Here is a 26109-nt window from a genome sequence, read left to right as displayed (position 1 = left end):
TCGGTCTGAAAATACCCCGAAACACGACGCGCCCCGGCTCTTGTGGACCGGGGCGCGTCGTGTTTCGGGCAAGCGGCAAGCGTTACTGCTTCACCGTTGCCTTAGTGGCCGTGCTCGACGTCTGGGTCTTGGTGATGCCGCTGGGCGTGGTGTGCGTCATCGTCTGGTGGTGCTGCGACGAGGACTTGTACTGGCCCGAGGTCTTGGTCTGGCCGCTGGGCGTGGTCATGGTCTTGGTCCGCGTCGAGGTCGTGCCCGACTGGGTCGTGGTGGTCGTCTTCGTGGGCGTGGTCTGGGCCGAGGCGGCGGTGCTGAGCAGGGCGCCGGCGGCGAGTAGCAGGAGGTGCTTTTTCATGACGAGTGTGGGGAAAGTGGAAGGTTAGAGCTTGAACGCGCAACGGCCCCGCCGGGATGCAGCCGGGCCGGGCGCCCTGCTTACATCTTGTCGGTGGTGGTCGTGGTGGTGGTTTTCTGCATGTCGCCTTTCTTCATCATCTTCTTGGTGTCCTTGGCGTCCCTTTTCGGCGCACCGGCGTCTTTGGCGTCTTTTTTCATCACTTTGCCGGCTTTCTTCCCGGTTTGCGTGGTCGTGGTGGTCGTGGTGGTGCCCGGGGTGGTTTGGGCCGAGGCGGCGGCGGCGCTGAGGCAAACGGCGACGAGGAGCAGCAGGTACTTTTTCATGGGAGAAATGGGAGTTAAGGTGATGGTTGTGGCCGAAACCTAGGCCGCCGAGGTGAAGCTGAAATGAGGAAGCCGACCCGGGCCGCGTATCTTGCCCGCCCTGCTTTCTTTGCTCCACTTTCTATTGAGTTCCTGCTGATGCCTTTCCTGCTTCGTTTGCTTTGCCTGCTGCCGCTGCTCGGCACCGCCGCTTTCATCGCCCCCGAGGCGGCCAAGCCCAAGGCCGTGACCGTGTACCTGGTGCGCCACGCCGAAAAAGGCCCGCTGGCCGACCCGCAGAAACCCGCCGAGCAGCCCCTCAGCGCCGCCGGCGCCCTGCGCGCCCAGGCCCTGCGCGACGTGCTGCGCAAGGAGCCCATCGTGGCCATCTACAGCACCGACACCAAGCGCACCCGCGACACGGCCGCGCCCTTGGCCGAAGCGCGCAAAATCAGCCCCGAGTCGTACGTAGCCGACCCGCCCGGCCTGGCTGCCCTGGCCACCCGCATTCGGCAGGTCACGCCGGCCGGCAAAGCGGCGCTGGTGGTGGGCCACTCCAACACCGTGCTCGAAACCATTGAGGCCCTGGGAGCCCCGCGGCCCATCAAAGCCATTGGCGACGACGAGTTCAGCTACCTGTTCGTGGTGACGCTGCCGGCCAGCGGCGGCCCGGCCACGGCCACCGTGCGCCGCTACGGGGCGGGCAAGTAGGCCCGCCGCCACATTACGTCCGAAGCTGCCTACAGCGGAAAAAGCCTGCTGGGAGCGAGGCTGATGAACATTAGTCCATGTAACTGACGAGCGTCATGCCCGCCGCCGCGGGGGTGGAGCACCTTTACGCCGTACTCCAACCCGCTCCTTTGCATGGACACCCTCGTCGTACTCACCAACCTTTCGCCGGCGGCCGAGCGCGCCCGCCGCTACGCCGCCCAGCTGGGGCCCCCTGGGCGCCCGCGTGGTGCTGCTGCACGTATATCAGCCGCCCATCGTGCCCGCCGAATCGAGCCTGGCCGTGGGCAACGTCATGTACTACGACCGGCAGCAGATAACCGAGGCGCTGGAAGGTATTGCGGCCGACATGCTGGTGCCCACCGTGGTAGAAGTCGTCGATGGTACATTCGGCGACGCGCTGGCGGCTGCCGTGGCCCGCTACCAGCCCCTGCTGCTGGTGCTGGGCCTGACGAGCACCGAGCGGTACTTCGACGCCTTGCTGGCCAACCGCGCCCTGCCGCTGCTGCGCCACAGCCCGTACCCGGCGCTGCTGGTGCCCGAAACCGCCGCCCTGCTGCCCCCGCGCCGCGTGGTCGTGGGCATCGATGGGGAGCCGTTTGCCGTGCCGACGGCCGCTGCGGGCATCCTGCGGGAGCTGCTGAGCACCTGGCAAGCCGCCCCGACGCTGGCTTACACGACCACGCCCGAAAGCAGCCTGAGTCGCAACGAGGTGCTGCGCAGCGTCCAGCGCAGCGGCCTGCTGCCCGGCGAGGCCGAAATCGACTTCTGCCAGCCCCTGGCCCCCACGCCCGAAGACGGCCTGCTGAGCAGCGCTACGGCCCGCGGGGCCAACCTGCTGGTGCTGCTGGCCCGGCGCCGCAGCTTCCTGGGCCAGCTGTTTCACCGCAGCGTGACGGCCCGCGTGCTGCGCCGTGCCACCCTGCCCGTGCTGCTGCTGCCCGTGGCCGAGCCCGTGACCGTAGCCACCCCGCCCGCCGAGGCCCCGGCTACGACTGCCACGGCCTAAGTCTTCGGTAGTAACCCCCCAGCCACCATGCCCGCCGCGAGCCTGACCGCTCGCGGCGTTTTTGTTATGCCAGCTGCGCGACGAGGACGCCCGAAGCTGATATCGGGAGCGGCTTCAGTAGGCGCCCACTGGGCCTTTGGTTTGGCCGGCTACGAGCGGCGCTGTTTCTTTGGGGCCGCCGCTTCGACCGAAGCGGCGGCCTGCAACTTCCGGCCCGCGGGCGGCGTCTCTGACTGCCGCGCCCTACTGGGCCGCCACTTTCTTCCGCCTTCATGCTCCACCATTTCCGCTCCGCTGCGGCCGGCCTGCTGCTTTCCGCCGCGCTGACCATTCCCGCCCAGGCCCAGACCACTGCCAAAACCGACTCGCTGAACCTGCGCAAAATCTACGACGAGGCCTTGCTGCGCGGGCAGAGCTACGACAACCTGCGCTACCTCTGCCAAAACATCGGCGCCCGCCTGAGCGGCTCGCCCCAGGCCGAGCAGGCCGTGCAATGGGGCAAGCAGACCATGGAAAAGCTGGGCTTCGACCGGGTGTATTTGCAGGAGGTGATGGTGCCGCACTGGGTGCGCGGGGCCAAGGAAAAAGCCTCGTTCAAAGCCGGCAAGGGCAAAAACCAGGACGTGGCCGTGTGCGCGCTGGGTGGCTCCGTCGGCACGGGCGGTAAGCTGAAAGCCAAGGTGGTGGAGGTGCGCAGCTGGGACGAGCTGGCCAAGCTGCCCGACGACCAGGTGAAGGGCCGGTTCGTGTTCTTCAACCGCCCCTTCGACGACAAGCTCATCGAGCCGGGGCAGGCCTACGGCGGGGCCGTGGACCAGCGCGGCCGTGGTCCGGTGGAAGCCGCCAAACGCGGGGCCGTGGGGGCTTTGGTGCGCTCCATGACCTCGGCCAAGGACGACTTCCCGCACACCGGCACCACCCGCTACGACGACAAAGTGACCAAGGTGCCCGCCGCCGCCCTCAGCACCCTGGCCGCCGACCGCCTCAGCGCCGCGCTCAAGCAGGACGCCGGCCTGGAATTCGAGCTGGAAATGGCCTGCCAGTCCCTGCCCGAGGTGAAATCCTACAACGTGGTGGGCGAAATCAAGGGCTCGAAGCACCCCGACGAAATCATCACCGTGGGCGGCCACCTCGACAGCTGGGACCTGGCCCAGGGTGCCCACGACGACGGCACCGGCTGCGTGCAGAGCATGGAGGCCCTGCGCCTGCTGCTGGCCGCCGGCCTGCGCCCCGAGCGCACCGTGCGCGCCGTGCTCTTCATGAACGAGGAAAACGGCAACCGCGGTGGCACCAAGTACGCCGAGCTGGCCAAGGCCGCCGGCGAAAAGCACCTCGCCGCCATCGAGTCCGACGGCGGCGGCTTCACCCCGCGCGGCTTCGGGGTGGAGGGCAGCCCCGCCGTGGTGGCCAAGCTGCAGCAGTGGCGCCCCCTGCTGGCGCCCTACCACGCCGGCGACATTGCCGCCGGCCACGGCGGCACCGACATCGGCCCGCTCAAAGGCCAGGCCCAGGCCCTCATCGGCTACGACTGCGACTCCCAGCGCTACTTCGACATTCACCACACGGCAGCCGACACCTTCGACAAGGTGCACCGCCGCGAGCTGGAGCTGGGCGGCGCCGGCATGGCCTCGCTGATTTATTTGCTGAGCAAGTACGGACTGTAACTCAGTCCCACAGTCGCGCTCCTGACGGCCCCGCCACCATCTGGCGGGGCTTTTTGTGACTAAATGATACCAGCGTGAACATGAGTGGAGCTACTCCGGGCCGGCAGCAGTGGCGCGCATTGCTGGAAACCGTTGTCGAATCGGTAGAAGAATTTGGCCCGCAGGAGTTGCAGGAGTTGAAGCGTCGCTGGCATCAGTTGTTTGGCGGCGGCCAGCAGCCATTTCTGTGGCATTGCTTCAGCTTTCGACTGCATCCGCACCTTACGGGTGCGCCGGCTGTGGCCGACTACGAAGCGCAGCCAGTTAGGGCCTTCCTGGTGTTCTTTGAGCAGGCTGCCTGGGGCTTTCGGTGTCGGGGCGTGCGGCTGCCACCCTGGCCGCTGCTGCGTGAGCTGTCCAGTCAGGGGCCACCTGAAGGCCGCGACGTGTACGTGACGCAGCCCACTCTGAATTGGGTTTTCTGCCAGACCCATGAGGCTGGTTTTGGACCGTATTTTGCCCGCGCCGATCCGGCCTCAACGGCGGGAATGGCTTGACGTAAGAATCCGGATGGAGCCACTATCTGCCGCCCCGCCACCCGCCCGCTACCTGCTGGCCACGCTGCCGCCCGAACCCGTCTTCTCCGAGGTCTGGGCCCTAAAGCAGGAAGTCCACCGCCTGACCGGTTCGCGCAACGCCGTGCGCCTGCCCCCGCACATCACGCTCATTCCGCCATTTCGCCTGCCGCCGACCGAGTTCGAGCCCCGCGCCCAGGCCGTGCTGGCCGATTTTGCGGCCGCGCAGCCGTCCGTTGCAGTCAGCCTACAGGATTTTGCCTGGTTCGCGAATCGGACGCTGTTCGTCCGCGTGGTGCAGGCCGAGGCGTTGCAGCGGCTGCACGCGGCTTTGCTGGCCCGCTGCCGCACCGACTTGCCCGCGGTACCGCTGGAAACGCGCCCGTTCACCCCGCACATGACCCTGGCCACCCGCGACCTGCCGCCGGCCCAGGTGCCGGCCCTTAAGGTTGATTTTGCTGCCCGCCGCTATACTGCCACGTTCCAGGTCACGGCGCTGACGCTGTTCCGGCACGACGGGCGGCAGTGGCAGCCGGTCGGGGAGTTCAGGCTTGAGTGGTAATGCCAGCTGGCCCGGTAGCACTGCCTTCGACGCGGCCCCGACGGACAGTAGCCGCCTGTGCGGAGCCACCTAAGCCAGCTAGCGGGGAAAGTAGACCCGGAAAGTAGCACCCTGGTTGAGCGTACTCTCCACTTCTATTCGCCCACCCGCGTTTTCGACGATTTTTTTGACCATGTACAAGCCCACGCCGGAGCCTTCCACGTGCGGATGCAGGCGCTGAAACATGCCAAAAATCTTTTCCCGGTCCTGGGCCACGTCCAGCCCCAGGCCCTCGTCCTGCACCGCCAGTACGTGATAGGCCTCCAGCAGGGTGTAGGTGATGGACACCTGCGGCACCTGGTTGGGACGGTGGTACTTGAGGGCGTTGCTGAGCAGGTTGTACACGACGGAGCGCAGGTTTTTTTCCGAGAAGTTCAGGGTAACGTCCGCCGGAATGCGAGCCTCCACCCGGGCCCCGGTCCGCGCCACCAGCGGGGCCAGATCAAGTTCGACCTCGTGTACCACTTGGGCCAGCAAGACGTGCGAAGCGGGCTGGTTGTGCTCCTGCTGCAGGCGCGAAATTTCCGTCAGGTGGCCGATAGTGCGGCCAAAACGCTCAATGGCGGCCTGCATCAGCTCCAGCATGTGCGGTACTTCCCCAACCCGGCACTGCGGGGGCAACTCGTGCTGCACGGCGTGCAGCAGGCCCTCGATATTGGCAATCGGCTGCTTCAGGTCGTGGGAGGCCGTGTAAATGAAGTTGTCCAAGTCCACGTTGGTGCGCCGCAGCTGCTCGTTGGCCTGCTTCAGCTCGGTGATGTCGATGGCCGAGCCCACGTAGCCGTACAGCTCCCCGTTGGCATAAAAGCTGGGCGCGCCCTGGGCCAGCAGCCAGCGGTACTGCCCGTCGTGGCGGCGCATGCGGTGCTCCAGCACGTACAGCGTGCGGGTGCGAATGGCTGTTTCCAGCGTGGCCTGGGCCAGCTCCAGCTCCTCGGCCGGCAGGTAGGCCGACCAGCCCGTGGCCACGTACTGCTCCAGGCTCACCCCCACAAAGTCTAGGAAAGCCTGGTTGGCGTAGCGGATGGTGGAATCCGGATTGACGGCCCACACCTGGTTGGGCGCCGCGTCGGCCATGATGCGGAAGCGGGATTCGCTTTCCTGCAGGGCGGCCGTGCGCTCCTGCACCCGCGTTTCCAGCTCCTGATTCAGCTGCTCGACCTGCTGGCGGGCCCGCACAGCGCTGCTCACGTCGTAGGAGAAGTTGAGCACCCCCGTGACCTGCCCCTGGGCGTCGCGCAGGGCCAGGAAAAAGAAGTCGTAATACACCTGCTCCAGCTGCCCGGTGCGCGTGAAATCGGCCTGAACCGGCATGCCGGCCGCGCTGAACGTTTCGCCGGTCTGGTACACGCGTTCGAGGATATCGAGGATGCCGTGGCCGGCCAGCTCGGGCCAGACCGTGCGAATCGGCTGCCCCAGCAGGTCGCGCCCGTTGGCAATGCGCTGGTAGCCAGGGTTGACGAACGTGAATACCTGCTCGGGCCCCTCGTGCACGGCCACGTGGGCGGGCAGCTGCATCAGCACCTCGTAGAAGCGCTGGCGCTGGATTTCGGCTTCGGCGCGGGCGGCCTTTTCGCGGGCCTGACTTTCGCGTAGCGCCACTTCCACGGGCGAGCGGGGCTGGTCGGCCGTGTCGGTGAAGCTCACCCACAGCCCGTCGCCGGAGCGGCGGGCGGCCAGGCGGTAGTAGTTGTCGTAGCCGTCGGCCTGGTAGTTAATGTTGTACTCGCGGGGCTCCCCGCTCACGTAGGCATCGACGTGAAACGCGAAAGTGCCGTGGGCGATGCTGTGGGGCCACTGCTCGTTGTGCGTCACGGTAGGCACCTCGGGCATGCTCATCATGCGCTGCGCCGTGGGGTTGAGGTACTCGAAGCGAAAGTCCACAATCTCGCCCGAGCCGGCCGGGTCGTAGATGGGTGTGTAGTAAATGACGCCGGTCATCGATACCGCCAGCAGGTCGCCCAGCAGGTCGTCGGCGGGCAGGGCTCTAAGCGGGAGAGGGACGGACGTGGCAGGCATGGTACAAGTGGCGGGAATACACGGAGCAGCGCGGAAGCAAAGATGATAAATCTACGTGCAGGTGGCGGATACTCCTGAGCGGGCAGGGCCTGACCAGCAGCAGACGCTGGCGCACACAGGCCCGCCGGGAAATGAACCAGCCCACCGGTGAGCTGGCTCGCCGGTGGGCTGGTTCGTTTTCCACAGTTGGTTTGCCTGGGGCCACAGCAAAAGAGAAGCCCCTGCTAACTATCAAGCCCGGGGCGTCCAGGGGCGTCGCCTACGGACGGATGGCTGCGCTGCCTGGTCTATGGTGGTGCTCAAGCAGTAAACCGGCCCTAACAGGCAGCTGGACGGCCTGTTCGCCGCTGGCCCACAACTCTTAGTTCTGCTCCAGCAGCTGAAACAGCTCGTCGAGCTTGGGCGTGAGGATGATTTCGGTGCGGCGGTTCAGGGCCTTGTTCTGCGGCGAATCGTTCTGGGCCACCGGCACGTACTCCGCGCGGCCCGAGGGCGTCACCTGCCCGGGCGCCATACCGGCCTCGGTGAGCAGGCGGGTAATTTCGGTGGCGCGCAGCACCGACAGGTCCCAGTTGTCGCGCATGCCGGCGGTGCCCTTGGTGATGGGCACGTTGTCGGTGTGGCCTTCCACCAGCACGTTCACGTCCTGATTGCCCTTGAGGGCGGTGGCCAGCTTGCGCAGCGCGTCCTGCCCGCGCGGGTCCACCTTGGTCGAGCCCGACTTGAACAGCAGCTGCTCCGACAGGGACACGTACACCTTGCCATTCTTTAGGTTCACCTGCAGGTCCTGGGCGTTGAAGCCCAGTAGGGCGTCGGCCACGCGCTTGCGCAGGTTCTGCACGGCGGCGTCTTTCTCGGCCAGCTTCTTCTGCAGATCGGCCAGGCGCTGCTCCCGGTCCTTGAGGTCGGCCGAGAGCTGGGTGTTCTGCGCTTCGGCCCCGCTCAGGTTTTGGTTGAGCTGGTTGACCTGCTGGCTGCGCGAAGCCAGGCGCTGGCGCAGCTCTTCTTCGGTGCGGGCCTTGTCCTGCTGCAGGGCGGTTTTCTCCACCTGCAGCTGGTCGCGCGACTTGGTTAGCTCGCTGTTCTGACTTTGCAGGGCGGTATATTTTTTCTGCGACACGCAGCCGGGGGCCACCAGGGCCACGGCCAGCAGCGAAGCGGCCGCCAGGCGGCGCGAAACGGGAAATTGCATCATGGTGTGGGAGTAGGAAAGGGGAGGAGCGGGGCCCGCGGCGGGGCGTCGCCTGGGGCGGGTTACGCAGCCGCTGAGGCGGAAGTTTTGGCCCGGGGCGGCCAGCGGTTAGCAGCGCGGCTATTTCCCCCGTATTTTCGGCCCCGTTTCTCTTTTCCCCCACCCGGTGCTCTTTCGCCTGATTTTCGCTGGTTTACTGGCCCTGGCCGCCCAGCCGCTGCGCCCGGCCGCCGCCCCGCGGGCGGCGTGCCCGCCCGGCGCGCCGTCCCCGGCCGCGTCATCAGCGAAGTACTGGGTGTTTCTGCGCGACAAGCACGGCGTCCACTTCGAGCCGGCGGCTTACTTCAGCCCGCAGGCCCGGGCCCGCCGTCGCCGCCAGCACCTGCCCGCCGCCGATACTTCCGACTTCCCGCTGCGCCCCGATTACCTGGGCCAGGTGCGGGCCGCCGTCGATTCGGTGACTGGGACCAGCCGCTGGTTCAACGCCGTGGCCTGCCGGGCCACGCCCGCTCAGGTTGCTATTCTGCGCCAGCTGCCCGGCGTGCGCGCCGTGGAGGCCATGCCCGCGCGCCCGCTGCAGCCTGCCCGCCATGGCGCGGCGCGCTCCGGGCAATCGGCTGATTTCGCCCGGGCCGCCTTACGCCGCGCCGCCGCGCCCGACAGCACCCCGCACCTGACCTCCCAGGAACGCCAGCTGGCCCAGCGCCAGACGCGCACCCTCGGCGGCGAGCTGCTGCGCCGCCAGGGCCTCGACGGCCGCGGCCTGCGCATTGCCGTGCTCGACGTGGGCTTCAGCGGGGCCGATGAGCACCCGGCCCTGAGGCACCTGTGGCGCGAGAAGCGCATCGTGGCCACCCAGGACTTTATGCGCCACCGCCCCGATGCGCTGCACGGCGGCTCGCACGGCACCGAGGTGCTGGCCTGCCTAGCCGGCCGGCTTTCCGAGGGTATTCCGCTGGGCCTGGCCCCGCAGGCCGAATACCTGCTGGCCCGCACCGAGGCATTGCGCCGCGAATCCTTCGCCGAGGAGGAAGCCTGGCTGGCCGCTGCCGAGTGGGCCGACCGCCTCGGGGCCGACATCATCAACTCCTCGCTGGGCTACACCGATACGCGCTACTTCCGCGAGCAGATGAACGGGCGCACCAGCCTGGTGGCCCGCGCCGCCAACCTGGCCGCCCGCAAGGGCATGCTGGTGGTATGCGCCGCCGGCAACGACGGCGACGACGACCGGTGGCGCCTCATCGGCACGCCCGCCGACGCCGACTCGGTGCTGGCCGTGGGCGCCCTCGACCCCGACACCTGGCTCACCACCGACTTCAGCTCCTGCGGCCCCGCCGTGGGTGGCCGCCTGAAGCCCAACGTCACGGCCTTCGGGGTGGTGATGACGGCCGCGCCCGGCGGCGACGTGCAGGAGCTGGAAGGCACGTCCTTCGCCTCGCCGCTGGTAGCCGGGCTGGCCGCCTGCGTGTGGCAGCAGCGCCGCGAGCTGAAGGCCATGGAGCTGTTTCACCTGCTGGAGCACTCGGCCACGCTCTACCCGTATTTCGACTACGCCCACGGCTACGGCCTGCCCCAGGCCAGCCGCTGCCTGCGCCCCGCCACGCCCGCCCCGGCCGTGCCCACGCTCGACATCGTGGTGGCGGCCAATGCGGTGCAGGTCGTCATCCGGCCCGAAGCCACGCTGGCCCTGCAGCCGCTGCCGCTGTTCACCGACTCGGTGGCGGCGGTGGGTGCCCTGGCCGAAAGCAGCCGTAATGCCCCCCAGGTGCCCCGCGCCGGCCGCGAGCGAAGCTCCCCGGTGCGGCCCACGCCCTCGCCGGCGCCTGGCCTGCCGCTCCCGCTGCCGTACCCCGATTACTGCTACTGGCACCTGGCCGATGCCCGCGGCCGCCTGCGCCGCTACGAAGTGCTGGAGGTGTCGCAGCGGGCGGTGCTGCGCCTGCCCGCCGGCAGCTGGCAGCCCGGCGACGTGCTGCGGGTGCATTACCGGGGCTACACGGCCGAAAAACCCTTGCCCTAGCGTGGTATGCAGTATTTGGTAATCAGTAGCCCGTATTGGGTAGTCAGTAGTCGGAAGCCAATGACGGCAACGGCGGGCAGTGCAACGGCCTTGGAAACGCGCCCGGTAAATCCTGGCCGGACGGAGGGCGGGCGCTACGGGCTGCCCAGCCTGGTGCTGGCCTCGACGCTGGCCGCGCTGCTGCTGGCGGCCACGCCGGCCCGGGCCCAGCGCGCCCTGCTCAGCACCGACGTGGCCGCCGACACGGCCCGGCAGACCTACGGCCCGCACCGGCGCCACTTTCGCCACCTCTACCTGGCCTACATGCCCGTGCTGGGCCAGCCCGCCGGCCCCGGGGCCGACCTACGGCCCTGGTCCTCGGCCGAAATGGTGCTGGGCCTGCGCGAAAAGCTGCGCCTGACGCCGGTGCTGGCCATCGGGGCGGATGCGCGCTACGTGTACCTGCGCTACGCCCTGGCCCAGCACGCCGATAAAGTGCTGCCCGATGCCGCGCTGCACCACCGCGAGGCCCTGGCCCTGCACCGCGGCGACCTGGAAGGCTGGGCCCGGCTGCGCTTCGGCCGGCAGGGCAATACCGTGGGGCGCTACCTCGACGTGAGCGGCTGGGGCGGCTGGGTAGCGGCTACCGCCCATCACACTGAGGACGAGCCCAACAGCGCCCGCGCCAAACGCGTGAAAACCACCGAAACAGGCCTGCCTTACCTGCGTCGCTGGGCCTACGGTGCCGGCGCCCGCCTGGGCAGTCAGCGCCTGGTCCTCACCGCCCGCTACCGCCTCAGCGACACGTTCCGGGGCCCGGCGGCCGGCCTCTACCCCGAGCTGCCGCGCTGGACGGTGGGCCTGGAAATCGGCGTGCTCTGAGCCGGCGCGACGCAACCACGACAATATCCTTGCGTACCGGGCAAAACAACATCCTCCAGCTGCAATATTCGCAGTTCATTGCCCGTCGCCGCTGCCGCCTGCGTATACGGCGTACTTCCCCTGACTTCACCATTCCAATGAAACACCTATTGCTCCCCGCTGCGCTGCTGCTTCTGCTGGCCCAGTCGTCGTGCGTGACGACCGACCGCGAAGTAGGCACGTCGAGTAACCCCGAACGCGTGTACACGCCCAAGCCCGAGGCCGAGCGCAGCCGCCTCACCAGCCGCACCGTGCTGCGCACCGTGCAAACCCAGCACGCGTTTTCCGACCGCGGTAGCAAGGACAAGTTCGTGCTGCTGCTGCAAGGCCCGAAAATCATCGACGCCAACGCCCGTTTCCTGATCATCTCCGCCAAAGGCGACACCCTGCGCAACGAGGTCATTCCGGCCAAGGCCCTCATCGATGAACGCGCCATGCAGGACGACCCGCAGGCTTCCTCGGTGCGCAGCCGCGAGCTGGCCATTCTGCAAGGCATGAATAGCTTCTTCGCCGACGACAAATTCACTTCGCCCGCTATTCCGCGCACCGCCACCACCGCCCCCGAGGGTGCCGACCCCGAAGGCTGGAGTGCCGTACAAGCCGAAGGCCGCGCCGTAGGCTTTGATTACGTCGATGCTTCGGGCCGCGAAAAGCGCATTGCCTACGCCAAAAAGCTCAACAAAGCCGTCATCGTAGCGGACTAGGTGGTGAAATTGTGAGATGGTGAAATGGTGATTGTCGTTCTGACGGCCCCTTTCACTACCCGGCTACCTACTTGCATCGATAAAAGGGCCTTTCCTGCGCAGGAAAGGCCCTTTTATTGTAACCCAGGAGCAGATTAGCAGTACGCCATTTTACCATTTTACCATTTTACCCAATCCGCAGCCAGCCCACGCGGCCGGTGGCGTTGCGTACCAGCTGGTAGCCGCTCCACTCGCCCAGCACGGCCACGCGGCTGTTGGCCGGCAACGTATCCAGCGGGGCGGCGGTGGCGGCGGGCAGGCTGAGCAGGTCGGCGGGGGCGGGCAGGGACTGGCGGCGCAGAGCCTCGGTGGCTACGGCTTTGGCGGGCACGTAGCCCAGGCGGCCAGCAGGCGTTTGCACGCGCAGCCAGTCGGCGGTGGCGCCCATCACCAGCAGCGGGGCGTTTTTGGGCAGGGCGGCGGCTTTGGTTTTCAGCGCCACCGGGGCGGACTGCAGGGCCGTACGGCTGCCGGTTAGGCGCACCCACTGGCCCAGGCGTTCGGCCGGGGTGCGCGGGGCGGCCGGCTCCTTATCGGCGCGGCGCACGAAGGGGTAGGGGGCGACGGGGCCGCGGCCGCCGCGGTAGATGCCGAAGTGCAGGTGCGGCGGGGTGGTGCGGGCGTTGCCGGTGTTGCCCACCAGGCCCAGCGTGTCGCCCACTTTCACCAACTGCCCGGGCTGCACCAGCTGCCGCGAGAGGTGCGCGTAGTACAAATGCTGCCCCTGGGTATCGGCCAGCCACACTACCAGCCCGCCCCGGGGCGTGTCGCCCACGCGCGTGACCATGCCGGGCGCGGCGGCCACCACGGGCGTGCCCTTCGCGGCAAAGATGTCGATGCCCTCGTGGCGGCGGGTGCCGTTGTCGCGGTCGGCGCCCCAGAAGGAGCCGGCGGCCGCGTCGCTCTTGCCCTGCACCGGGAAGGCCAGCGAGGGGGCGCGCTGAATGCGGATGGTGAAGCGGCCGGGGCGCAGCAGCTCGGGCTGCACCCGCAGCAGGTGCTGCCGGTCGTCGGGGGCCACGTAGCTGAACGTGCGGGCGGCGGTATCGGCCGAGGCCAGGGCGCGCAGCCGACTATTGGCCGGGTCCAGCTCGAAGGCATCAACGAACACGCGCACGTCGGCCGAGGCCGGCTCCACGGTCAGGGTGATGTTGATTTTCTCGCCCGCGCGCACGGGATAGCGGTAAGAGGCGGCAAAGGCGGCATCGGCCCGGAAGAGGCCGGTTTCGCGGAAGGGCAGCGTCACCACCAGCGAGTCCCGCAAGGCACGGTCAGCGGCGGCCAGCCAGTCGCGACCCAGCGCGGTCTGGTCGAGGCCGGCCTGATGCAGCTGGCGGGCGTAGGCCTCGTGCGGAGTGCGCGGCTGGCTAAAGATGCCCTGCAGCGTCTGCTGCTTGCCGCAGCCAATCAGGAAGAAGGATAACAGAAAGCAGGGGAGAAGCCAGCCCAGCGGCCGGCGCGTCGTCATCGGTTGGTGCATAGGTAGGGGCAGAACACCATACGGCCGGGCTTCGTTCGGACCGTTGATAGCGGGGTTAAGTCGCCGGTGGCGCGGATTCAGCGGCTTCGTTTGGTGCGCTGCGGCCCTTCGATACACTCCCGCATCCTTTTGCCGCGTCCTCGCGTCCGTTCAACAGTTGCCCGGGCGCATCCGACACGTTCCCGGGCCCTTTCGACATTTCCCCGCGAGCTTCTGACACGTTCCCAATTGCTTCCGATACGTTTCCGTGAGCAACTAACAGACTACCGGGAGCGGTAGGAAGCGCACCAGGTTCACTAGGAATCATGCCAAGTCCGGTAGGAACCGTCTCAAGTCTGGTAGGAACGTTCCCAAGAGCAATGGACTGGCCGGCGGCGGGGCGCAGCCGCGGGCAAATCGGCCGGGCCGAAAACCGGGCGGAAGCGGTAATATTGGCGCTTTGCTTCGCGTGCTACCCGTATGTTTTCCGCCGACCGTATTCTGACTATCCGTAAAAGCCGGGGCTTGTCCCAGGAAATGCTGGCCGAGCAATCGGGCGTGAGCCTGCGCACCATTCAGCGGGTGGAGCAGGGCGACACCGTGCCGCGGGGCCACACCCTGCAGGCCCTGGCCGCCGCCCTGGGCGTGACGCTGGAGGCGTTTCGGGACGCGCCCGCCGCAATGCCCGCGGCCCCGGAAGTCCCGGCCGCCGGGGCCGCCGCGCTGCCCGAAGCCGAACCGTCGCAGCAGTTCATTGAAGCGCCAACCCTGGCCCCGCTGCCCGCGCGGCGGCCCGCTGTGGAGGGCGAGGTGACCCATCCGCAGCCCCTGCCGTACCCGGCGGCGCCCACTCCGGTCCTGCGCCCCGACCCGCAGTTTCTGCAGCTGCTCAACCTGAGCGCGCTAAGCTTTCTGCTGCTGCCCTTGCTCAACATCGTGCTCCCGCTACGGCTCTGGCGGGCCCGGCGCCACGAGGTGGAGCACGCGGCGGAGGTCGGGCGGCGGGTGCTCGGCTTTCAGATTTTGTGGCAGGTCAGTACTACCCTGACCTACCTGCTGCTGGTGCTGGCGCACTGGGTGGCGGCCAGGTATTTTCAGGCCAAGCTGCCGGGCACGTTTCTGGGTGTATTCATCGTGTCGTACGTGCTCAACGTGCTGGTGGTGGGCTACGAGGCGCTGCGGCTGCGACGTGGTCGGCTGGATATTTATCCAATTCGGCTATAGTTAATCGAATACCGGTCAAATGGTTAGCTGAAATGGCGGTAAAATGACGGGTAAATGACGCAGGGCCGGGCGCGGCAGACGGGTAGGTTTGACCCAGTCTTCCAGCCCAACTCCCGGCCCCATGAAAACCCTCGCCACAATCCTGCTGTCCGTCCTGCTGCTGCTCGTGCTGGGCGGCGTCGGCGGCTACTTCTACATGCAGCGCAAGTTTGCCCCGCCGGCCAATCAGCTCCGCGTTGCCGGGCTGCCGGCCAGTGGCCGCTTCGCGTGGCAGGCTGATAGCAGCGCCCGACCGGCGGTGGCCCATGCCCACCAGCTGGTGCCCGTACGGGTGCCCGGCTGCGCCCGCACCTGCTACCTGCAGTTCGATACCGGCGCGCCGTATACCGTGTTCTACGCCCACCCGCTGGCGGCATTGCGCGCCCAATATCCCGCCGCCGGCCCGGCCCTGGTACCGCAGGCCGATACCGTCCACGACGTGCAATTCAGCCTGGGCGGGGCCGAGCTGCGGGTGCGCCGCGCCCCGGTGCTGAACTACGGCGCCCACGCGCTGCCGGCTGATACCGCCGCGCCCTTCGTCATCGGCACGCTCGGCGCCGACGTGCTGGAGGGCCGCGTGCTCGTCATCGACTACCCCCGCCAGCGCTTCAGCCTCTACGCCGCCACGCCCGACAGCCTGGCCCGCCGGGCCGACTTCGTGCCCCTGGAGCTGAAGGGCCGCCGCGTGATGCTCAGCGCCGAGCTGCCCGGCCAGTCAGGCCCGCTGATGTTCGACAGCGGCAGCAGCGCCTTTGCCCTGCTCACCAGCCAAAGCCGCTGGCAGGAGCTGATCCGGCCCGCCGCGCCCGTGCGCACCAAGGCGGTGAATTCCTGGGGCAAAATGCTCACCACTTACACTGCCCCCACCGCGGCGGCCCTGCGCCTGGGCGCCACCGAGCTGCCGCTGGGCACGGTGAGCTACATGACGGGCATGACCCTGATGCAGGAAATGCTGACGCGCGTATCGGGTCTGGCCGGTATGCTTGGCAACGAGCCCTTCGCCGGCCGCACCATCATTCTCGACGCGCCGGGCGGGCGTTTCGGGGTGGTACGCTAAGCCTGCGGCGGCCCGGCGCCAACCGCGGGCGGGGCCGAGCGGTTGTCGGTGGGGCCGCTACCTTTACGGCCCATTCCCACCAGCTGCTCCCCGCCCATGAAACTCATCGAGTGCCCCCGCGACGCCATGCAAGGCTGGCCGGACTTCATCCCCACCGCCACCAAAACCGCCTACCTCAACCAACTGCTGCGGGTGGGTTTCGACACGCTGGACTTCGGCTCGTTCGTCTCGCCCAAGGCCATTCCGCAGCTGCGCGACACGGCCGAGGTGCTGGCCGGGCTGAATCTGAGCCAGACCAAAACCAAACTGCTGGCCATCGTGGCCAACCTGCGCGGGGCCGAAACGGCCGCGGGCTACCCCGAAATCCAGTACCTGGGCTTCCCGCTGTCGGTGTCGGAGACGTTTCAGCAGCGCAACACCAACAAGAGCATAGCTGAAGCCTTGGCCGAAGTGGCCCAGATGCAGAACCTCTGTGAGCAGCGCGGCAAGGAGCTGGTCGTGTACCTCTCGATGGGCTTCGGCAACCCCTACGGCGACCCGTGGAACCCCGAAGTGCTCGGCCAGTTCACCCAGAAGCTCGACGCGCTGGGCATCCGCATCGTGGCGTTGTCCGACACCATCGGCGCCTCCACCCCCGAAACCATCATTCCGCCCTTCCGGGAGCTGACGGCCGCCTTTCCCCACATCGAGTTCGGCGCCCACCTGCACACCACCCCGCAGAGCTGGCGCGAGAAGGTGGAAGCCGCCTACAGCGCCGGCTGCCGCCGCTTCGACGGCGCCCTGGGCGGCATTGGAGGCTGCCCCATGGCGGCCGATGAGCTGACCGGCAACATGGCCACCGAAAACCTGGTGCAGTACCTGCAGGAGCAGGGCGTGCCGACGGGTCTGGATCTGGCCGCGCTGCGCGAGGCGCAGCGCATGAGCGCGGCGGTGTTTGCCGGGCACTGATATTCGTCAACCATGCACCAATCCGGCCGTTTGTTTGCGGTAGGCCTACTGATTCCGCTGCTGCTGGCCCTGGCGGGGCTGCTGGGGTATCGGGGCAGCCGGACACTAGGCCAACTGACGCAGGCTACCGGGCCGGTGGAGCATCTGACGCTGCAGCCCACCGCCTCCGGCAGTCGGGCCTCCTTGCTCCTTTACTTGCAGCTACGCTCCACCGCCGAGCCGTTGCGCTACAATTTTGGTCGTAATTCGCGAGCTACGCAGGTGAAAGCCCAGGCCCTTGTTGAGCAGCTGCAGCGGGCGACACGGATTACCGCCTATTTCGATTCCGCAGATGTTCACCCATTCTTGTACCAACTGGAAGCCGACGGGCAGATCCTGATCAGTGCCCGGGCGCAGCTTATCTTGCACCGGCTGGGCTGTGCGGCAATGCTGACATTGGCGCTTCTGAGCACCTGGGCGCTGCGCCGAGGTCTGACCGCTCGCCGCGCTCTGCTTCCCCATTCCTGACTTCCTCATTCATGCCCGCCGCCCTCGTTGACCTTTTCATTCCCTGTTTCGTCGATCAGCTCTTCCCCGACACCGCCATGAACATGGTAAAGGTGCTGGAGGCCGTCGGCTGCCAGGTGAACTACAACCCCGCCCAGACCTGCTGCGGGCAGCCCGCCTACAACGCCGGCTACCGCCAGGAAAGCCAGCAGGTAGCCGAGAAATTCCTCACCGACTTTGCCGGCCCGGCCGAGCGGTACGTGGTGGGGCCCTCGGCCTCCTGCGTGGGCATGGTGCGCAACCACTACGGCGAGCTGCTGGAAGACTCCCCGCGCTGCGCGGAGTTTCCGGCCATTCAGCGCCGGGTATTTGAGTTTACCGAGTTTCTGGTGGGCGTGCTGGGCGTGACGGAAATCCCGGGGGCCAGGCTCGCGGGCAAGTACACCTACCACGACTCCTGCTCGGCCCTGCGCGAGTGTCAGATCCGCGAGGAGCCGCGCCAGCTGCTCGACTCCGTAGCCGGCCTGGAGCGCCTGGAAATGGCCGAAACCGAAACCTGCTGCGGCTTCGGCGGCACTTTCGCCGTGAAGTTCGAGCCGATTTCGGTGGCCATGGCCCAGCAGAAAGTGGAGCACGCCCTGGCCACCGGCGCCGAGTACCTCGTCAGCACCGACACCAGCTGCCTGATGCACCTGGACGCCTACATCCGCAAGGAAAAGCTGCCGTTGCGCACTCTGCACGTAGCAGATGTGCTGGCGAGTGGGTGGTAAGGGCAGCGGCGGCATTCACGGTCATTGCGAGGAGGCACGACGAAGCAATCCTTCCTCCAGTAGCACCGTCGTCACAACTGGCAGAAACCGAAAACAGGAGCGCCCGAAACTGCAGATGCAGTTTCGGGCGCTCCTGTTTTTATTCAGTCGACTTTCGGTCAGCAGGGATTGTCGCGGCGGTACGTTGGCCAGGACCGATTGCTGCGCTTCGCTCGCAATGACGGCCATTTGTGCCGTCGCTCACGAGGCAGCACCAGGCTACAGCAGCGCCTTGATGCGTGCCGTCAGCCCTTCCGACGCCTCCAGCAGGGGCAGGCGTACGACGCCGGGAATCACGCCCAGCAGCTCCAGCGCGGCCTTTACGCCCACGGGGTTGGCCTCCTCGTACATCAGCGGGTTCAGCGGCAGCAGCTCAAACAGCAGTTTGGACGCTGCGGTGTAGTCGCCCGAGAGGGCGTGGCGGGTCATGTCGGAGAACTTGCGCGGGAAGGCGTTGGCCAGCACCGAGATGATGCCCACGCCGCCGAAGCTGATGAGCGGGGTGGTGAGCATGTCGTCGCCCGAGATGAGCAGGAAGTTCGCGGGCTTGCCGGCAGCTATTTGCAGGCACTGCTCCACGTTGCCGCTGGCTTCCTTGATGCCGATAATGTTCGGGTGCTGGGCCAGCGTGAGGGTGGTTTCGGCGGTGATGTTGGAGGCGGTGCGGCCGGGCACGTTGTAGAGGATTACCGGCACCGGGGCCGCGTCGGCCAGGCGCTGGTAGTGGGCCACGATGCCGCGCTGGGTGGGCTTGTTGTAGTAAGGTGAGGCGGAGAGAATGGCCGTAACGCCGTTGAGGTCGGTTTCCCGGATGGTGCGCTCCACGGCCACCGTGTCGTTGCCGCCGATGCCGTAGACCAGCGGTACGCGGCCGGCCACGTGCTCCTTGGCCACGCGCAGGATTTCGGCCTTTTCCGCCGTGGTGGTGGTCGGCGACTCGGCCGTGGTGCCGTTGATGACGATATATTCCACCCCGCCGTCGATGACAAAATCGAGCAAACGGCGCAGGGCGGGGTAATCGACGGCGAAATCGGTGGGGGAGAAGGGCGTAACCAACGCCACGCCGGTGCCGTGCAGCGCGGGAAGACGGGAATCAAGTTTGTGCATGAGGGGCCGAATCCGTTAGTTTTGTGGGAACAACCGGCCGCGCGAAGGTACGAAGGCGTACGTTGAACGTCATTCCGAGCGAAGCCGAGGAATCTCGCGTGCTGACGCCAGGTAGTAAGCTCAACGATTAGAATTACTATCAAGCGAGATGTCTCGACAAGCTCGACATGACGTTCGACTGATGTTTGGCCGGTCTCTACATCCCGAAATACTCCCTCAGGCCGCGCTGGCCGCCCCTTTCCCCCGCATGTCCCAACGCTTCACCTCTCTTCTGCTGGGCACCGCCGCCCTGGCTGCCGGCCTCGCCGTGTCGTCCTGCAACACCGAAAAAGCTTCGGCTTCCGAAGGTGAAAACCCCGCCGCTGCCGCCGAAGCCATGTCGGGCGCGGCCGTGACGGCCGCCGAGGAAAAAGCCGCCACCCCGGCCGATGCCACCACCTCGGCCCCCGACCCGAGCACCATCCCGGCTTCGGCCGTGGGCAATGCCGCCGCCATCCTAGCCCGTCCGCAGGTGCCCATCCTGTGCTACCACCAGATCCGCGACTGGCGCGCCAAGGACTCGAAAGGCGCCAAGGACTACATCGTGCCGGTGGAGCAGTTCAAGGCCCAGATCAAGATGCTGGCCGACTCGGGCTACCACACCATCCTGCCGGATCAGCTTTACGCCTACCTCACGACCGGCGCCAAACTGCCCAGCAAGCCGGTGATGCTCACCTTCGACGACACCGACCTCGACCAGTTCACGGTGGCCCGCCCCACACTGGAGAAATACGGTTACAAGGCCGTGTACTTCGTAATGACCGTGTCGCTGGGGCGCCCCAACTACATGAGCAAAGCCCAGGTGAAGCAGCTGTCGGATGAGGGCAACGTCATCGGCTCGCACACCTGGGACCACCACAACGTGAAGAAATACCAGGGCCAGGACTGGGTGACGCAGATTGAGAAGCCCACCAAGACCCTGGAGGAAATTACCGGCAAGGACATCAAGTACTTTGCCTACCCCTTCGGCCTGTGGAACCCCGAGGCCATTCCGCAGCTCAAGCAGCGCGGCATGGTGGCCGCCTTCGTGCTGGCCGAGAAGCGCGACCAGCAGGACCCGCTGTTCACCATCCGCCGCATCATCGCCTCGGGCTACTGGAGCCCTAAGACTCTGCACAACAGCATCGTCAACAGCTTCGACGGCAAGTAAACAGAGTGCAAGCGGCGGTTCACCCCGCTGTCATTGCGAGCAACGCGAACCAATCGGTCCTGGCCATCGTGCCGCCGCGACAATACCTTCGGACCGAAAGTTGACTGAGTAAAAACAGCCCCGTCCGAAACCACAGTTGCTGGTTTCGGGCGGGGCTGTTTTCGGTTGCTGCCAAGTGGGCCGTTTGTGCTACTAGAGGAAGGATTGGCTACGCCTTCCTGCGGTTGCTTCGCTTCGCTCGCAATGACGGCTAGTGCTACCGGAGCTTTGGCGCTTGGCATCTGCGGGCTGTCAGGTTAGGAAGAAATCGGCGGGCAGGGCTTGCAGCTGAGTCAGCACCAGGTCACGCACCGGTTCGTGCTCGAAGGCCAGGGACATGCCCCAGTTATCAAGAAACAGCGTGCCTTCGGAGCCGTTTAGGCAGAAATCGGCCGCGTAGCCGTCGAGCATGGGGCAGGTGACGGGCACCTCAAATCCATAGGTGGTAGCCAAGTACTGTAGTAGTGGCAAAAACACTTGGTAGTGGTGCTCAGCAGGGTCGATTTCAATGCTGGCCCACTGGTTGCCGGTCCAGCGGTCGGGAGTGAAAACCAGGGCCACGTGGCTGGTACTTACTCCGCCGCCAGCCCGCCGGCCTTCAGGGCCTCGAAGCCGCCGGCGTTGACCACGTTCCGGAAGCCGTTCTGCAACATCAGCGTACCGGCCTGGGTGGCGCGGTTGCCCGATTTGCAGTAGAGCACGTAGGTCGCGTTCGGGTCGAGCTTGGCTACTTGGTCGGCAAAGTCGGTGGAGAGGAAATTCACGTTGCGGGCGCCGCGCAGGTGGCCGGCGGCAAACTCGGCCGGCGTGCGCACGTCGAGCAGGATGACGCCGGACTTGGCCAGCTGCTGCTGGACCTGCGGGGGCGTCACGGTGGGGGCCGTCTGAGCCTGGGCTGAAGTGGCAGCCAGGGCCAGTACCAGGGCCAGGCAGTAGGGTAGAAGCTGTTTCATAGCGAGAATGAAAAAAAGCGGACGCGCTGCCAAAGTAAACAACGCGTCCGCCGCATAACGTGCCGAAGTTGATTAAATTTTCCTACAGCCCGCCGTCCGTCACCATGGCCAGCAAATCCGTTTCGCCGATGATGGGGACGTTCAGGGCCGTGGCTTTTTCGCGCTTGGCCGGGCCCATTTTGTCGCCGGCCACCAGGTAGCTGAGCTTCTTGCTGATGGAGCCCGTCACCTTGCCGCCGTTGCGCACGATGACCTGCTCCAGCTCCTCGCGCGAGTGCTGCTCAAACACGCCCGACAACACGAACGTGAGCCCGTTGAGCCGGTCGCTGAGGGGCTGCGGAGCCTCGCCGGTCAGCTGCATTTGCACCCCGGCGGCCTTCAGGCGCTCCACCAGCTCGCGGTTGGCGGCGTCCTGCGCCCAGGCAGTCACGCTTTCGGCAATGACGCCGCCCACCTCGGGCACGGCGGCCAGCTCCTCCACCGAAGCGTTCAGAATCGGGTCGATGCTGCGGTAGTGGGCGGCCAGCTTTTCGGCCACCGTTTCGCCCACGTAGCGGATGCCCAGGCCGAACAGCACCCGGTCGAAGGGCACTTCCTTGCTGGCGTCGAGGCCGGCGAACATGCGCTGCACCGATTTTTCGCCCAGGCGCTCCAGGTTCACCAGCTCGTCGCGGCGCCGGGGCAGGTCGTAGAGGTCGGCCGCGTCGCGCACCAGGCCCAGGTCGAAGAAGCGGCCCACGGTTTCGGCGCCGAGGCCGTCGATGTTCAGGGCCTTGCGCGACACGTAGTGCTCCAGCTTGCTCTTGAGCTGGGGCGCGCAGCCCCGCTCGTTGGGGCAGCGGAAATGGGCTTCACCTTCGGGCCGCACCAGCGGGGTGCCGCAGGCCGGGCAGGCGGTGGGGTACACGATGGGCACCGCGTCGGCCGGGCGGGCCGAGAGGTCGACGCCGGTGATTTTCGGAATGATTTCGCCGCCTTTCTCCACGAACACCAGGTCGCCCAGGCGCAGGTCGAGGGCGGCAATCTGGTTGGCGTTGTGCACCGAGGCGCGCTTCACCACGGTGCCGGCCAGCGGCACCGGGTCGAGCAGGGCCACGGGCGTGACGGCTCCGGTGCGGCCTACCTGGTAGATAATTTCGTTGAGGCGGGTGCGGCCGGCTTCGGCGGGGTACTTGTAGGCAATAGCCCAGCGCGGGCTCTTGGCCGTGTAGCCCAGCAGCTCCTGCTGCCGCAAATCGTCGATTTTGATGACGATGCCGTCGGTAGCCACCGGCAGCTCGAAGCGCTTCTTGTCCCACTCGTGGATGAAGGCCAGCACCTCATCGATGGTTCCGCACAGGCGCCAGGTGTCCGACACGGGCAGCCCCCAGCGCTTCAGGGCCTGCAGGGCGGCGCTGTGGGTGGGGAAGTGGCGCCCGGTGCTCAGGAAGCTGTAGGCGTAGAAGCGCAGGCGGCGGGCGGCCACCTGGGCCGAGTCCTGCAGCTTCAGGGTGCCGGAGGCGGCGTTGCGTGGGTTGGCCAGCAGGGCCTCGCCGTTCTGCTCCCGCTCCGCGTTCAGGTCGTTGAATACATTCAGCGGCATGAAAATCTCGCCGCGCACCTCGAAGTCGGCCGGGGCGGCCCGCTCGGCGTCCTCGCGCAGGTGCAGGGGCAGGGTCTTGATGGTGCGCACGTTGCTCGTGACCACGTCGCCGCGGGTACCGTCGCCGCGCGTGACGCCCTGGGTGAGCTGGCCGTGCTCGTAGCGCAGGCTCATGGCCACACCGTCGAACTTCAGCTCGCACACGTACTGGTACTCGGCGCCTTCAAGGCCCTTCTGCACCCGCTCGTCGAACTCGCGCAGGTCGGTTTCGGAGTAGGTATTGGCCAGGCTGAGCATCGGGAAGCGGTGCTCCTGGGTGGGGAACTGCTTGGTGATGGTGCCGCCTACGCGCTGGGTGGGCGAGTTGGGCAGGGCGTACTCAGGGTATTGCTTTTCCAGCGCCTGCAGCTCGCGCAGCAGCTGGTCGAACTCCTGGTCCGTCACCTCCGACACGTCGTTCTGGTAGTACTGGTGGTTGAGGTAGTGCAGGCGCTCGGTGAGGGTGCGGATGTTGTCCTGAGCGTCACGCTGGGCGTCGTGGGTGGCAAATAGGTCGAGCATGGAAGGCAAAGCAAGGGGCGAAACCGGGTTCGGCGGGGTAAAAATACCCCGAACCGGCCGGCTAAAAATAATAGCCCCGGTACTTTTAGTGCGGTGGTCCTTTGCAGATTGAAAGCCAGCTGTTTAGTGCTGGATCGGCCGTTTGGCTCGATGCGGCGGGCATTTTCGCGCTGATACCGCCTGAGTGAAAACAATAGTGCCACGACTTTGGGAGTCGTGGCACCACGCAGTTTTGAATCGTCCACGAAATCCGTGTAATCCGAAAAATCCGTCTAAATCCGTGGTCAGTTTTTAATCAGCACGCCATCGGCCATAAAGGTCAGCTGCTGTTGGGGCTTGGTGATGGCAGCTACTTCCTTGTCTGACTTGCCGGCGTCCTTGGCGTAGTGCTGCTGGTCGGCCACCGAAATTTCCTCGCGGTGGGCCCAGCCGTCGATGACCACGGTCTTGCCCTTGGAGTCCTTGGGCACGAAGAAGGCGTAATCCTTGAAGCGCACGCGCATCGGCTTGCCGTCGGCGGTCTGCAGCGTCATCCAGCAGCCCTTGGCCTGGCACACGTCGGTGGCCTCACCGATGAGCTTCACCTTGGCCGAATCCTGCTGGCCGAGCACGGCGGGCAGGGCCGACATGGGCTGGGCGCCTTCCTCGGTTACCTCCGCGCCGTAGATTTTGCCGGCGGCCGTGGTTTTGGCCTGCGGGCCTTCCGAATGGGCTTCGGCCTCCGCTTCGGCGTTGGATTCGGTGGCGGAGGCTTTGTCGGCGGCGGCGGTGTCGGCCGGCTGCTGCTGCTGGCAGGCGGTGAAGAGGGCCGTGGCGGCCGCAAGGGCGAGTAGCGTGCGTTTCATGCGGGAAATGGAGTAGGACAAACCGCCCCAAACTTACGCATTCAGCGGCAGTTAGCGCGCGGTGCCGGCCGTGCGTTTCAGCAGCACGGCCACGTGGTCGGGCTCCCGGTCGGCGTCGCGCATTTCGGAGCGCACCATGCCCACGCCCGGCGCGTAATAATCAATGACGCGCTTGACGGAGCGGCGGGCCATGTCGGCGCGGGCCTGGGTCACGTACTCGTAACGCGCCTCCACTTTGTAGCACTGAAACGTGCCGGCCGGCGTGGTCACGCTCTCGGGCCCGCTGATTTTGCGCTCCGTGACGTTGGTCACCACCTGCGCAATGTCGACACTGGGGCTGCTGACCTGCACCGTGAGCTTGCCGCCAGGCAGGGCGCCGGTGGTGGGCTGGTTGGGCCAGGCCAGGTGTACCGGCTCGAAGGCGAAGCGCCGGTCGCGGAAGGAGCGGAGCATGGCCGGATCGAGCAGCAGGCGGCCGTCGGTGAGCACCGTGTCGCGGCGGCAGAGGTATACGTACTCGTCGTTGCGCTGCAGGCGATTGTTGGCGTCGTAGAGGCTGCTTTTGAGCAACACTTCGGTGTAGGCTGGCGCCTTTTTCGCCGCTTCGTGGGGTGTGATGCGGGCTACTTTCAGCACCTGCAGGCCCTCGGGCTTGTTTTTCTCGTTGAGCAGCTGGTAGGTCAGCTCGGTGCCGTCGTTGAGGCCGAAGGGATGCTCGCAGCTGAGGCTGGTGCTGCTGGTGCTGGCCGGAGCTGGGGCCGGCGCGGAAGCCGTTGCCTCGACGGGCGGGGTGCCGGCGGGAGCAGCCGTCGTAGGGGCCTGCGGGGAATCGGAGGAACGGGCGCAGGCGAAGGCCGCGAAGGCCAGGGTGGCAAGCAGCGTGGGGAGGCGAAAGGGGAGGTGCGGCATAGTAGGAGAGGTGGCTCGGCAACTAGTAGGCAGCGGGGCTGCCGGCCTTGCATACGCAAAAGCCCGGCGCGGGGTATGTACCGCCCGCGCCGGGCTTGCGTATGGAGGAATGCGGCCGCGGTGCTTTCTTGCGCCCGGTTTGCGCCTTCGCAACCCTTTTTTCGCCGCTACTTTATGGCTGATTCCACCCAATCCTCCGCCAACTGGGCCGATATGGCCGCTTCCCTGCTCTCCAAACTCTCGGGCGGCGTGGAGCTGGCCTGCACCTTCGAGCAGATGGAGCTGCAGATGCCCAACCCGCAAAACCCCGCCGGCTCGCCCACTACCTGGCGGCTGAACGGCTCCCTGCGCATTCGCACCCGGGGCGAAAACCCGCCTTCCGGCCAGCTGCCCGCGCCCACCACCCCCAACCCCGGCCTCGGTGGCTAGCGGCCTCGACCTGGAGGCCCGCCTCGTCATCAGCTGGAACGGCCACGACATTCAGCTGGCGGCCTCCGGCACCTACGTTATCCTGAACCTGCCCAGCGCCCAGGTGCTCGACGAGCTGACCGGGGCCGGCAAGCCCAAGGACCCCAGCAAGCCCAAAGGACCCAAGGGCCCCGACCCGCTGCAGCAGCTCAACGACTTGATGCGCCGCCTCGGGCTGGTGCTCGATCTGCGGGTGGCCGGCAAAACCTGGGTGACTTTCGGGGCCGGGCGCGGGCCGAAAATCACGCTAAACGCGGTGCTGGGTAAGATTGGTTCGTTTTTCCGGGGGTGAAAATTTCCGGGCGGAAAAAGCGCGGGTGGCGCTGGCTACCCGCGCCCTTTT

General features: G+C 66.7%; 27 protein-coding genes. 16 read left to right on the top strand and 11 right to left on the bottom strand.

The annotated features are described in order from the left end of the window. Positions 1-82: 82 nt before the first annotated feature. Entirely contained in the window at positions 83-355 is a 273-nt protein-coding gene (locus FDY95_RS00870) for a hypothetical protein (protein WP_138074834.1), read from the bottom strand. An 80-nt stretch (positions 356-435) separates the two neighbouring features. Next, a complete protein-coding gene (locus tag FDY95_RS00865; protein ID WP_138074833.1) occupies positions 436-681 on the bottom strand; it encodes a hypothetical protein in 246 nt (81 codons plus the stop codon). A gap of 138 nt (positions 682-819) precedes the next feature. Here FDY95_RS00865 and FDY95_RS00860 point away from each other — a divergent pair, with 138 nt between their 5' ends. The 5 genes from FDY95_RS00860 (at position 820) to FDY95_RS00840 (ending at position 5178) form a co-directional block, all read left to right on the top strand. After that, positions 820-1371: a histidine phosphatase family protein gene (locus FDY95_RS00860; protein ID WP_171025471.1), complete on the top strand. Its 552-nt coding sequence runs from the start codon at positions 820-822 to the stop codon at positions 1369-1371. 244 nt (positions 1372-1615) lie between these two features. Next, positions 1616-2398 (top strand): universal stress protein, encoded by a 783-nt coding sequence (locus FDY95_RS00855; protein WP_171025470.1) that lies wholly within the window; start codon positions 1616-1618, stop codon positions 2396-2398. Positions 2399-2670: 272 nt separating this feature from the next. Next, a complete protein-coding gene (locus tag FDY95_RS00850; RefSeq protein ID WP_138074830.1) occupies positions 2671-4062 on the top strand; it encodes a M28 family peptidase in 1392 nt (463 codons plus the stop codon). Between the two features lie 80 nt (positions 4063-4142). Next, positions 4143-4598 carry a DUF4275 family protein gene (locus FDY95_RS00845; protein ID WP_138074829.1) on the top strand — a complete coding sequence of 152 codons (456 nt, stop codon included), beginning with the start codon at positions 4143-4145 and terminating at the stop codon, positions 4596-4598. Between the two features lie 13 nt (positions 4599-4611). Further along, positions 4612-5178 (top strand): 2'-5' RNA ligase family protein, encoded by a 567-nt coding sequence (locus tag FDY95_RS00840; RefSeq protein WP_171025469.1) that lies wholly within the window; start codon positions 4612-4614, stop codon positions 5176-5178. Between the two features lie 78 nt (positions 5179-5256). On the opposite strand, the gene FDY95_RS00835 is transcribed toward FDY95_RS00840, so the two are convergent. Further along, positions 5257-7236, bottom strand: a complete 1980-nt coding sequence (locus FDY95_RS00835) for a sensor histidine kinase (protein ID WP_138074827.1) — start codon at positions 7234-7236, stop codon at positions 5257-5259. A 361-nt stretch (positions 7237-7597) separates the two neighbouring features. Beyond that, on the bottom strand, positions 7598-8431 hold the full coding sequence (locus FDY95_RS00830; RefSeq protein ID WP_246073891.1) for an OmpA/MotB family protein: 834 nt from the start codon (positions 8429-8431) through the stop codon (positions 7598-7600). Positions 8432-8594: 163 nt separating this feature from the next. Between FDY95_RS00830 and FDY95_RS00825 the strand changes: the two genes are divergently transcribed. The 3 genes from FDY95_RS00825 to FDY95_RS00815 all read left to right on the top strand — a co-directional run bounded on the left by FDY95_RS00825 (position 8595) and on the right by FDY95_RS00815 (position 12052). Next, on the top strand, positions 8595-10448 hold the full coding sequence (locus FDY95_RS00825) for a S8 family serine peptidase (protein ID WP_138074826.1): 1854 nt from the start codon (positions 8595-8597) through the stop codon (positions 10446-10448). Positions 10449-10538: 90 nt separating this feature from the next. Further along, entirely contained in the window at positions 10539-11309 is a 771-nt protein-coding gene (locus tag FDY95_RS00820; RefSeq protein ID WP_138074825.1) for a hypothetical protein, read from the top strand. Positions 11310-11446: 137 nt separating this feature from the next. Next, positions 11447-12052, top strand: a complete 606-nt coding sequence (locus FDY95_RS00815; RefSeq protein ID WP_138074824.1) for a hypothetical protein — start codon at positions 11447-11449, stop codon at positions 12050-12052. 166 nt (positions 12053-12218) lie between these two features. Here FDY95_RS00815 and FDY95_RS00810 read toward each other — a convergent pair whose 3' ends face one another. Further along, positions 12219-13571, bottom strand: coding sequence for a M23 family metallopeptidase (locus FDY95_RS00810; RefSeq protein WP_138074823.1), 1353 nt, complete (start codon positions 13569-13571; stop codon positions 12219-12221). 459 nt (positions 13572-14030) lie between these two features. Between FDY95_RS00810 and FDY95_RS00805 the strand changes: the two genes are divergently transcribed. The 5 genes from FDY95_RS00805 to FDY95_RS00785 all read left to right on the top strand — a co-directional run bounded on the left by FDY95_RS00805 (position 14031) and on the right by FDY95_RS00785 (position 18074). After that, positions 14031-14774 carry a helix-turn-helix domain-containing protein gene (locus FDY95_RS00805; RefSeq protein ID WP_138074822.1) on the top strand — a complete coding sequence of 248 codons (744 nt, stop codon included), beginning with the start codon at positions 14031-14033 and terminating at the stop codon, positions 14772-14774. Positions 14775-14895: 121 nt separating this feature from the next. Next, entirely contained in the window at positions 14896-15870 is a 975-nt protein-coding gene (locus tag FDY95_RS00800) for a hypothetical protein (protein WP_138074821.1), read from the top strand. A gap of 96 nt (positions 15871-15966) precedes the next feature. Further along, positions 15967-16818 carry a hydroxymethylglutaryl-CoA lyase gene (locus FDY95_RS00795; protein ID WP_138074820.1) on the top strand — a complete coding sequence of 284 codons (852 nt, stop codon included), beginning with the start codon at positions 15967-15969 and terminating at the stop codon, positions 16816-16818. Positions 16819-16830: 12 nt separating this feature from the next. Continuing rightward, entirely contained in the window at positions 16831-17325 is a 495-nt protein-coding gene (locus FDY95_RS00790; protein ID WP_138074819.1) for a hypothetical protein, read from the top strand. A gap of 11 nt (positions 17326-17336) precedes the next feature. Next, on the top strand, positions 17337-18074 hold the full coding sequence (locus tag FDY95_RS00785; protein ID WP_138074818.1) for a (Fe-S)-binding protein: 738 nt from the start codon (positions 17337-17339) through the stop codon (positions 18072-18074). A 258-nt stretch (positions 18075-18332) separates the two neighbouring features. Here the strand turns inward: FDY95_RS00785 and dapA are convergent, their stop codons facing one another. Further along, entirely contained in the window at positions 18333-19220 is an 888-nt protein-coding gene (gene dapA, locus FDY95_RS00780; RefSeq protein ID WP_138074817.1) for a 4-hydroxy-tetrahydrodipicolinate synthase, read from the bottom strand. 247 nt (positions 19221-19467) lie between these two features. Between dapA and FDY95_RS00775 the strand changes: the two genes are divergently transcribed. Continuing rightward, positions 19468-20409 carry a polysaccharide deacetylase family protein gene (locus FDY95_RS00775; RefSeq protein ID WP_212744843.1) on the top strand — a complete coding sequence of 314 codons (942 nt, stop codon included), beginning with the start codon at positions 19468-19470 and terminating at the stop codon, positions 20407-20409. Between the two features lie 291 nt (positions 20410-20700). On the opposite strand, the gene FDY95_RS00770 is transcribed toward FDY95_RS00775, so the two are convergent. The 5 genes from FDY95_RS00770 to FDY95_RS00750 all read right to left on the bottom strand — a co-directional run bounded on the left by FDY95_RS00770 (position 20701) and on the right by FDY95_RS00750 (position 25298). Further along, on the bottom strand, positions 20701-21009 hold the full coding sequence (locus tag FDY95_RS00770; RefSeq protein ID WP_138074816.1) for a hypothetical protein: 309 nt from the start codon (positions 21007-21009) through the stop codon (positions 20701-20703). An 11-nt stretch (positions 21010-21020) separates the two neighbouring features. Beyond that, the gene (locus FDY95_RS00765; protein ID WP_138074815.1) at positions 21021-21401 is read right to left on the bottom strand and encodes a rhodanese-like domain-containing protein; all 381 of its coding nucleotides are present in this window, start codon (positions 21399-21401) and stop codon (positions 21021-21023) included. 82 nt (positions 21402-21483) lie between these two features. Continuing rightward, positions 21484-23544 (bottom strand): NAD-dependent DNA ligase LigA, encoded by a 2061-nt coding sequence (gene ligA, locus FDY95_RS00760; RefSeq protein ID WP_138074814.1) that lies wholly within the window; start codon positions 23542-23544, stop codon positions 21484-21486. Between the two features lie 284 nt (positions 23545-23828). Continuing rightward, positions 23829-24389: a DUF4920 domain-containing protein gene (locus FDY95_RS26545; protein WP_212744842.1), complete on the bottom strand. Its 561-nt coding sequence runs from the start codon at positions 24387-24389 to the stop codon at positions 23829-23831. Positions 24390-24440: 51 nt separating this feature from the next. After that, positions 24441-25298, bottom strand: coding sequence for a TapB family protein (locus FDY95_RS00750; protein ID WP_138074813.1), 858 nt, complete (start codon positions 25296-25298; stop codon positions 24441-24443). A gap of 174 nt (positions 25299-25472) precedes the next feature. Between FDY95_RS00750 and FDY95_RS00745 the strand changes: the two genes are divergently transcribed. Then, a complete protein-coding gene (locus tag FDY95_RS00745) occupies positions 25473-25727 on the top strand; it encodes a hypothetical protein (protein WP_138074812.1) in 255 nt (84 codons plus the stop codon). After that, a complete protein-coding gene (locus tag FDY95_RS00740; protein WP_138074811.1) occupies positions 25720-26058 on the top strand; it encodes a hypothetical protein in 339 nt (112 codons plus the stop codon). Before FDY95_RS00745 ends, FDY95_RS00740 begins: the two co-directional genes overlap by 8 nt. Positions 26059-26109: the final 51 nt, after the last annotated feature.

Source organism: Hymenobacter jeollabukensis (genome assembly GCF_005771675.1).
In the GTDB taxonomy this organism is placed as follows: domain Bacteria; phylum Bacteroidota; class Bacteroidia; order Cytophagales; family Hymenobacteraceae; genus Solirubrum; species Solirubrum jeollabukense.
Note: the sequence above shows the minus strand (reverse complement) of the source record. Positions and strands in the feature narration are given on the sequence as shown.

Coding starts and splice junctions, on each gene's coding strand:
- ligA (WP_138074814.1), bottom strand. CDS start 23,544: ATGCTCGACCTATTTGCCACCCACGACGCCCAGCGTGACGCTCAGGAC.
- FDY95_RS00845 (WP_138074829.1), top strand. CDS start 4,143: ATGAGTGGAGCTACTCCGGGCCGGCAGCAGTGGCGCGCATTGCTGGAA.
- FDY95_RS00815 (WP_138074824.1), top strand. CDS start 11,447: ATGAAACACCTATTGCTCCCCGCTGCGCTGCTGCTTCTGCTGGCCCAG.
- FDY95_RS00750 (WP_138074813.1), bottom strand. CDS start 25,298: ATGCCGCACCTCCCCTTTCGCCTCCCCACGCTGCTTGCCACCCTGGCC.
- FDY95_RS00850 (WP_138074830.1), top strand. CDS start 2,671: ATGCTCCACCATTTCCGCTCCGCTGCGGCCGGCCTGCTGCTTTCCGCC.
- FDY95_RS00785 (WP_138074818.1), top strand. CDS start 17,337: ATGCCCGCCGCCCTCGTTGACCTTTTCATTCCCTGTTTCGTCGATCAG.
- FDY95_RS00790 (WP_138074819.1), top strand. CDS start 16,831: ATGCACCAATCCGGCCGTTTGTTTGCGGTAGGCCTACTGATTCCGCTG.
- dapA (WP_138074817.1), bottom strand. CDS start 19,220: ATGCACAAACTTGATTCCCGTCTTCCCGCGCTGCACGGCACCGGCGTG.
- FDY95_RS00765 (WP_138074815.1), bottom strand. CDS start 21,401: ATGAAACAGCTTCTACCCTACTGCCTGGCCCTGGTACTGGCCCTGGCT.
- FDY95_RS00745 (WP_138074812.1), top strand. CDS start 25,473: ATGGCTGATTCCACCCAATCCTCCGCCAACTGGGCCGATATGGCCGCT.
- FDY95_RS00800 (WP_138074821.1), top strand. CDS start 14,896: ATGAAAACCCTCGCCACAATCCTGCTGTCCGTCCTGCTGCTGCTCGTG.
- FDY95_RS00775 (WP_212744843.1), top strand. CDS start 19,468: ATGTCCCAACGCTTCACCTCTCTTCTGCTGGGCACCGCCGCCCTGGCT.
- FDY95_RS00870 (WP_138074834.1), bottom strand. CDS start 355: ATGAAAAAGCACCTCCTGCTACTCGCCGCCGGCGCCCTGCTCAGCACC.
- FDY95_RS00840 (WP_171025469.1), top strand. CDS start 4,612: ATGGAGCCACTATCTGCCGCCCCGCCACCCGCCCGCTACCTGCTGGCC.
- FDY95_RS00830 (WP_246073891.1), bottom strand. CDS start 8,431: ATGATGCAATTTCCCGTTTCGCGCCGCCTGGCGGCCGCTTCGCTGCTG.
- FDY95_RS00835 (WP_138074827.1), bottom strand. CDS start 7,236: ATGCCTGCCACGTCCGTCCCTCTCCCGCTTAGAGCCCTGCCCGCCGAC.
- FDY95_RS00810 (WP_138074823.1), bottom strand. CDS start 13,571: ATGCACCAACCGATGACGACGCGCCGGCCGCTGGGCTGGCTTCTCCCC.
- FDY95_RS26545 (WP_212744842.1), bottom strand. CDS start 24,389: ATGAAACGCACGCTACTCGCCCTTGCGGCCGCCACGGCCCTCTTCACC.
- FDY95_RS00865 (WP_138074833.1), bottom strand. CDS start 681: ATGAAAAAGTACCTGCTGCTCCTCGTCGCCGTTTGCCTCAGCGCCGCC.
- FDY95_RS00795 (WP_138074820.1), top strand. CDS start 15,967: ATGAAACTCATCGAGTGCCCCCGCGACGCCATGCAAGGCTGGCCGGAC.
- FDY95_RS00805 (WP_138074822.1), top strand. CDS start 14,031: ATGTTTTCCGCCGACCGTATTCTGACTATCCGTAAAAGCCGGGGCTTG.
- FDY95_RS00860 (WP_171025471.1), top strand. CDS start 820: ATGCCTTTCCTGCTTCGTTTGCTTTGCCTGCTGCCGCTGCTCGGCACC.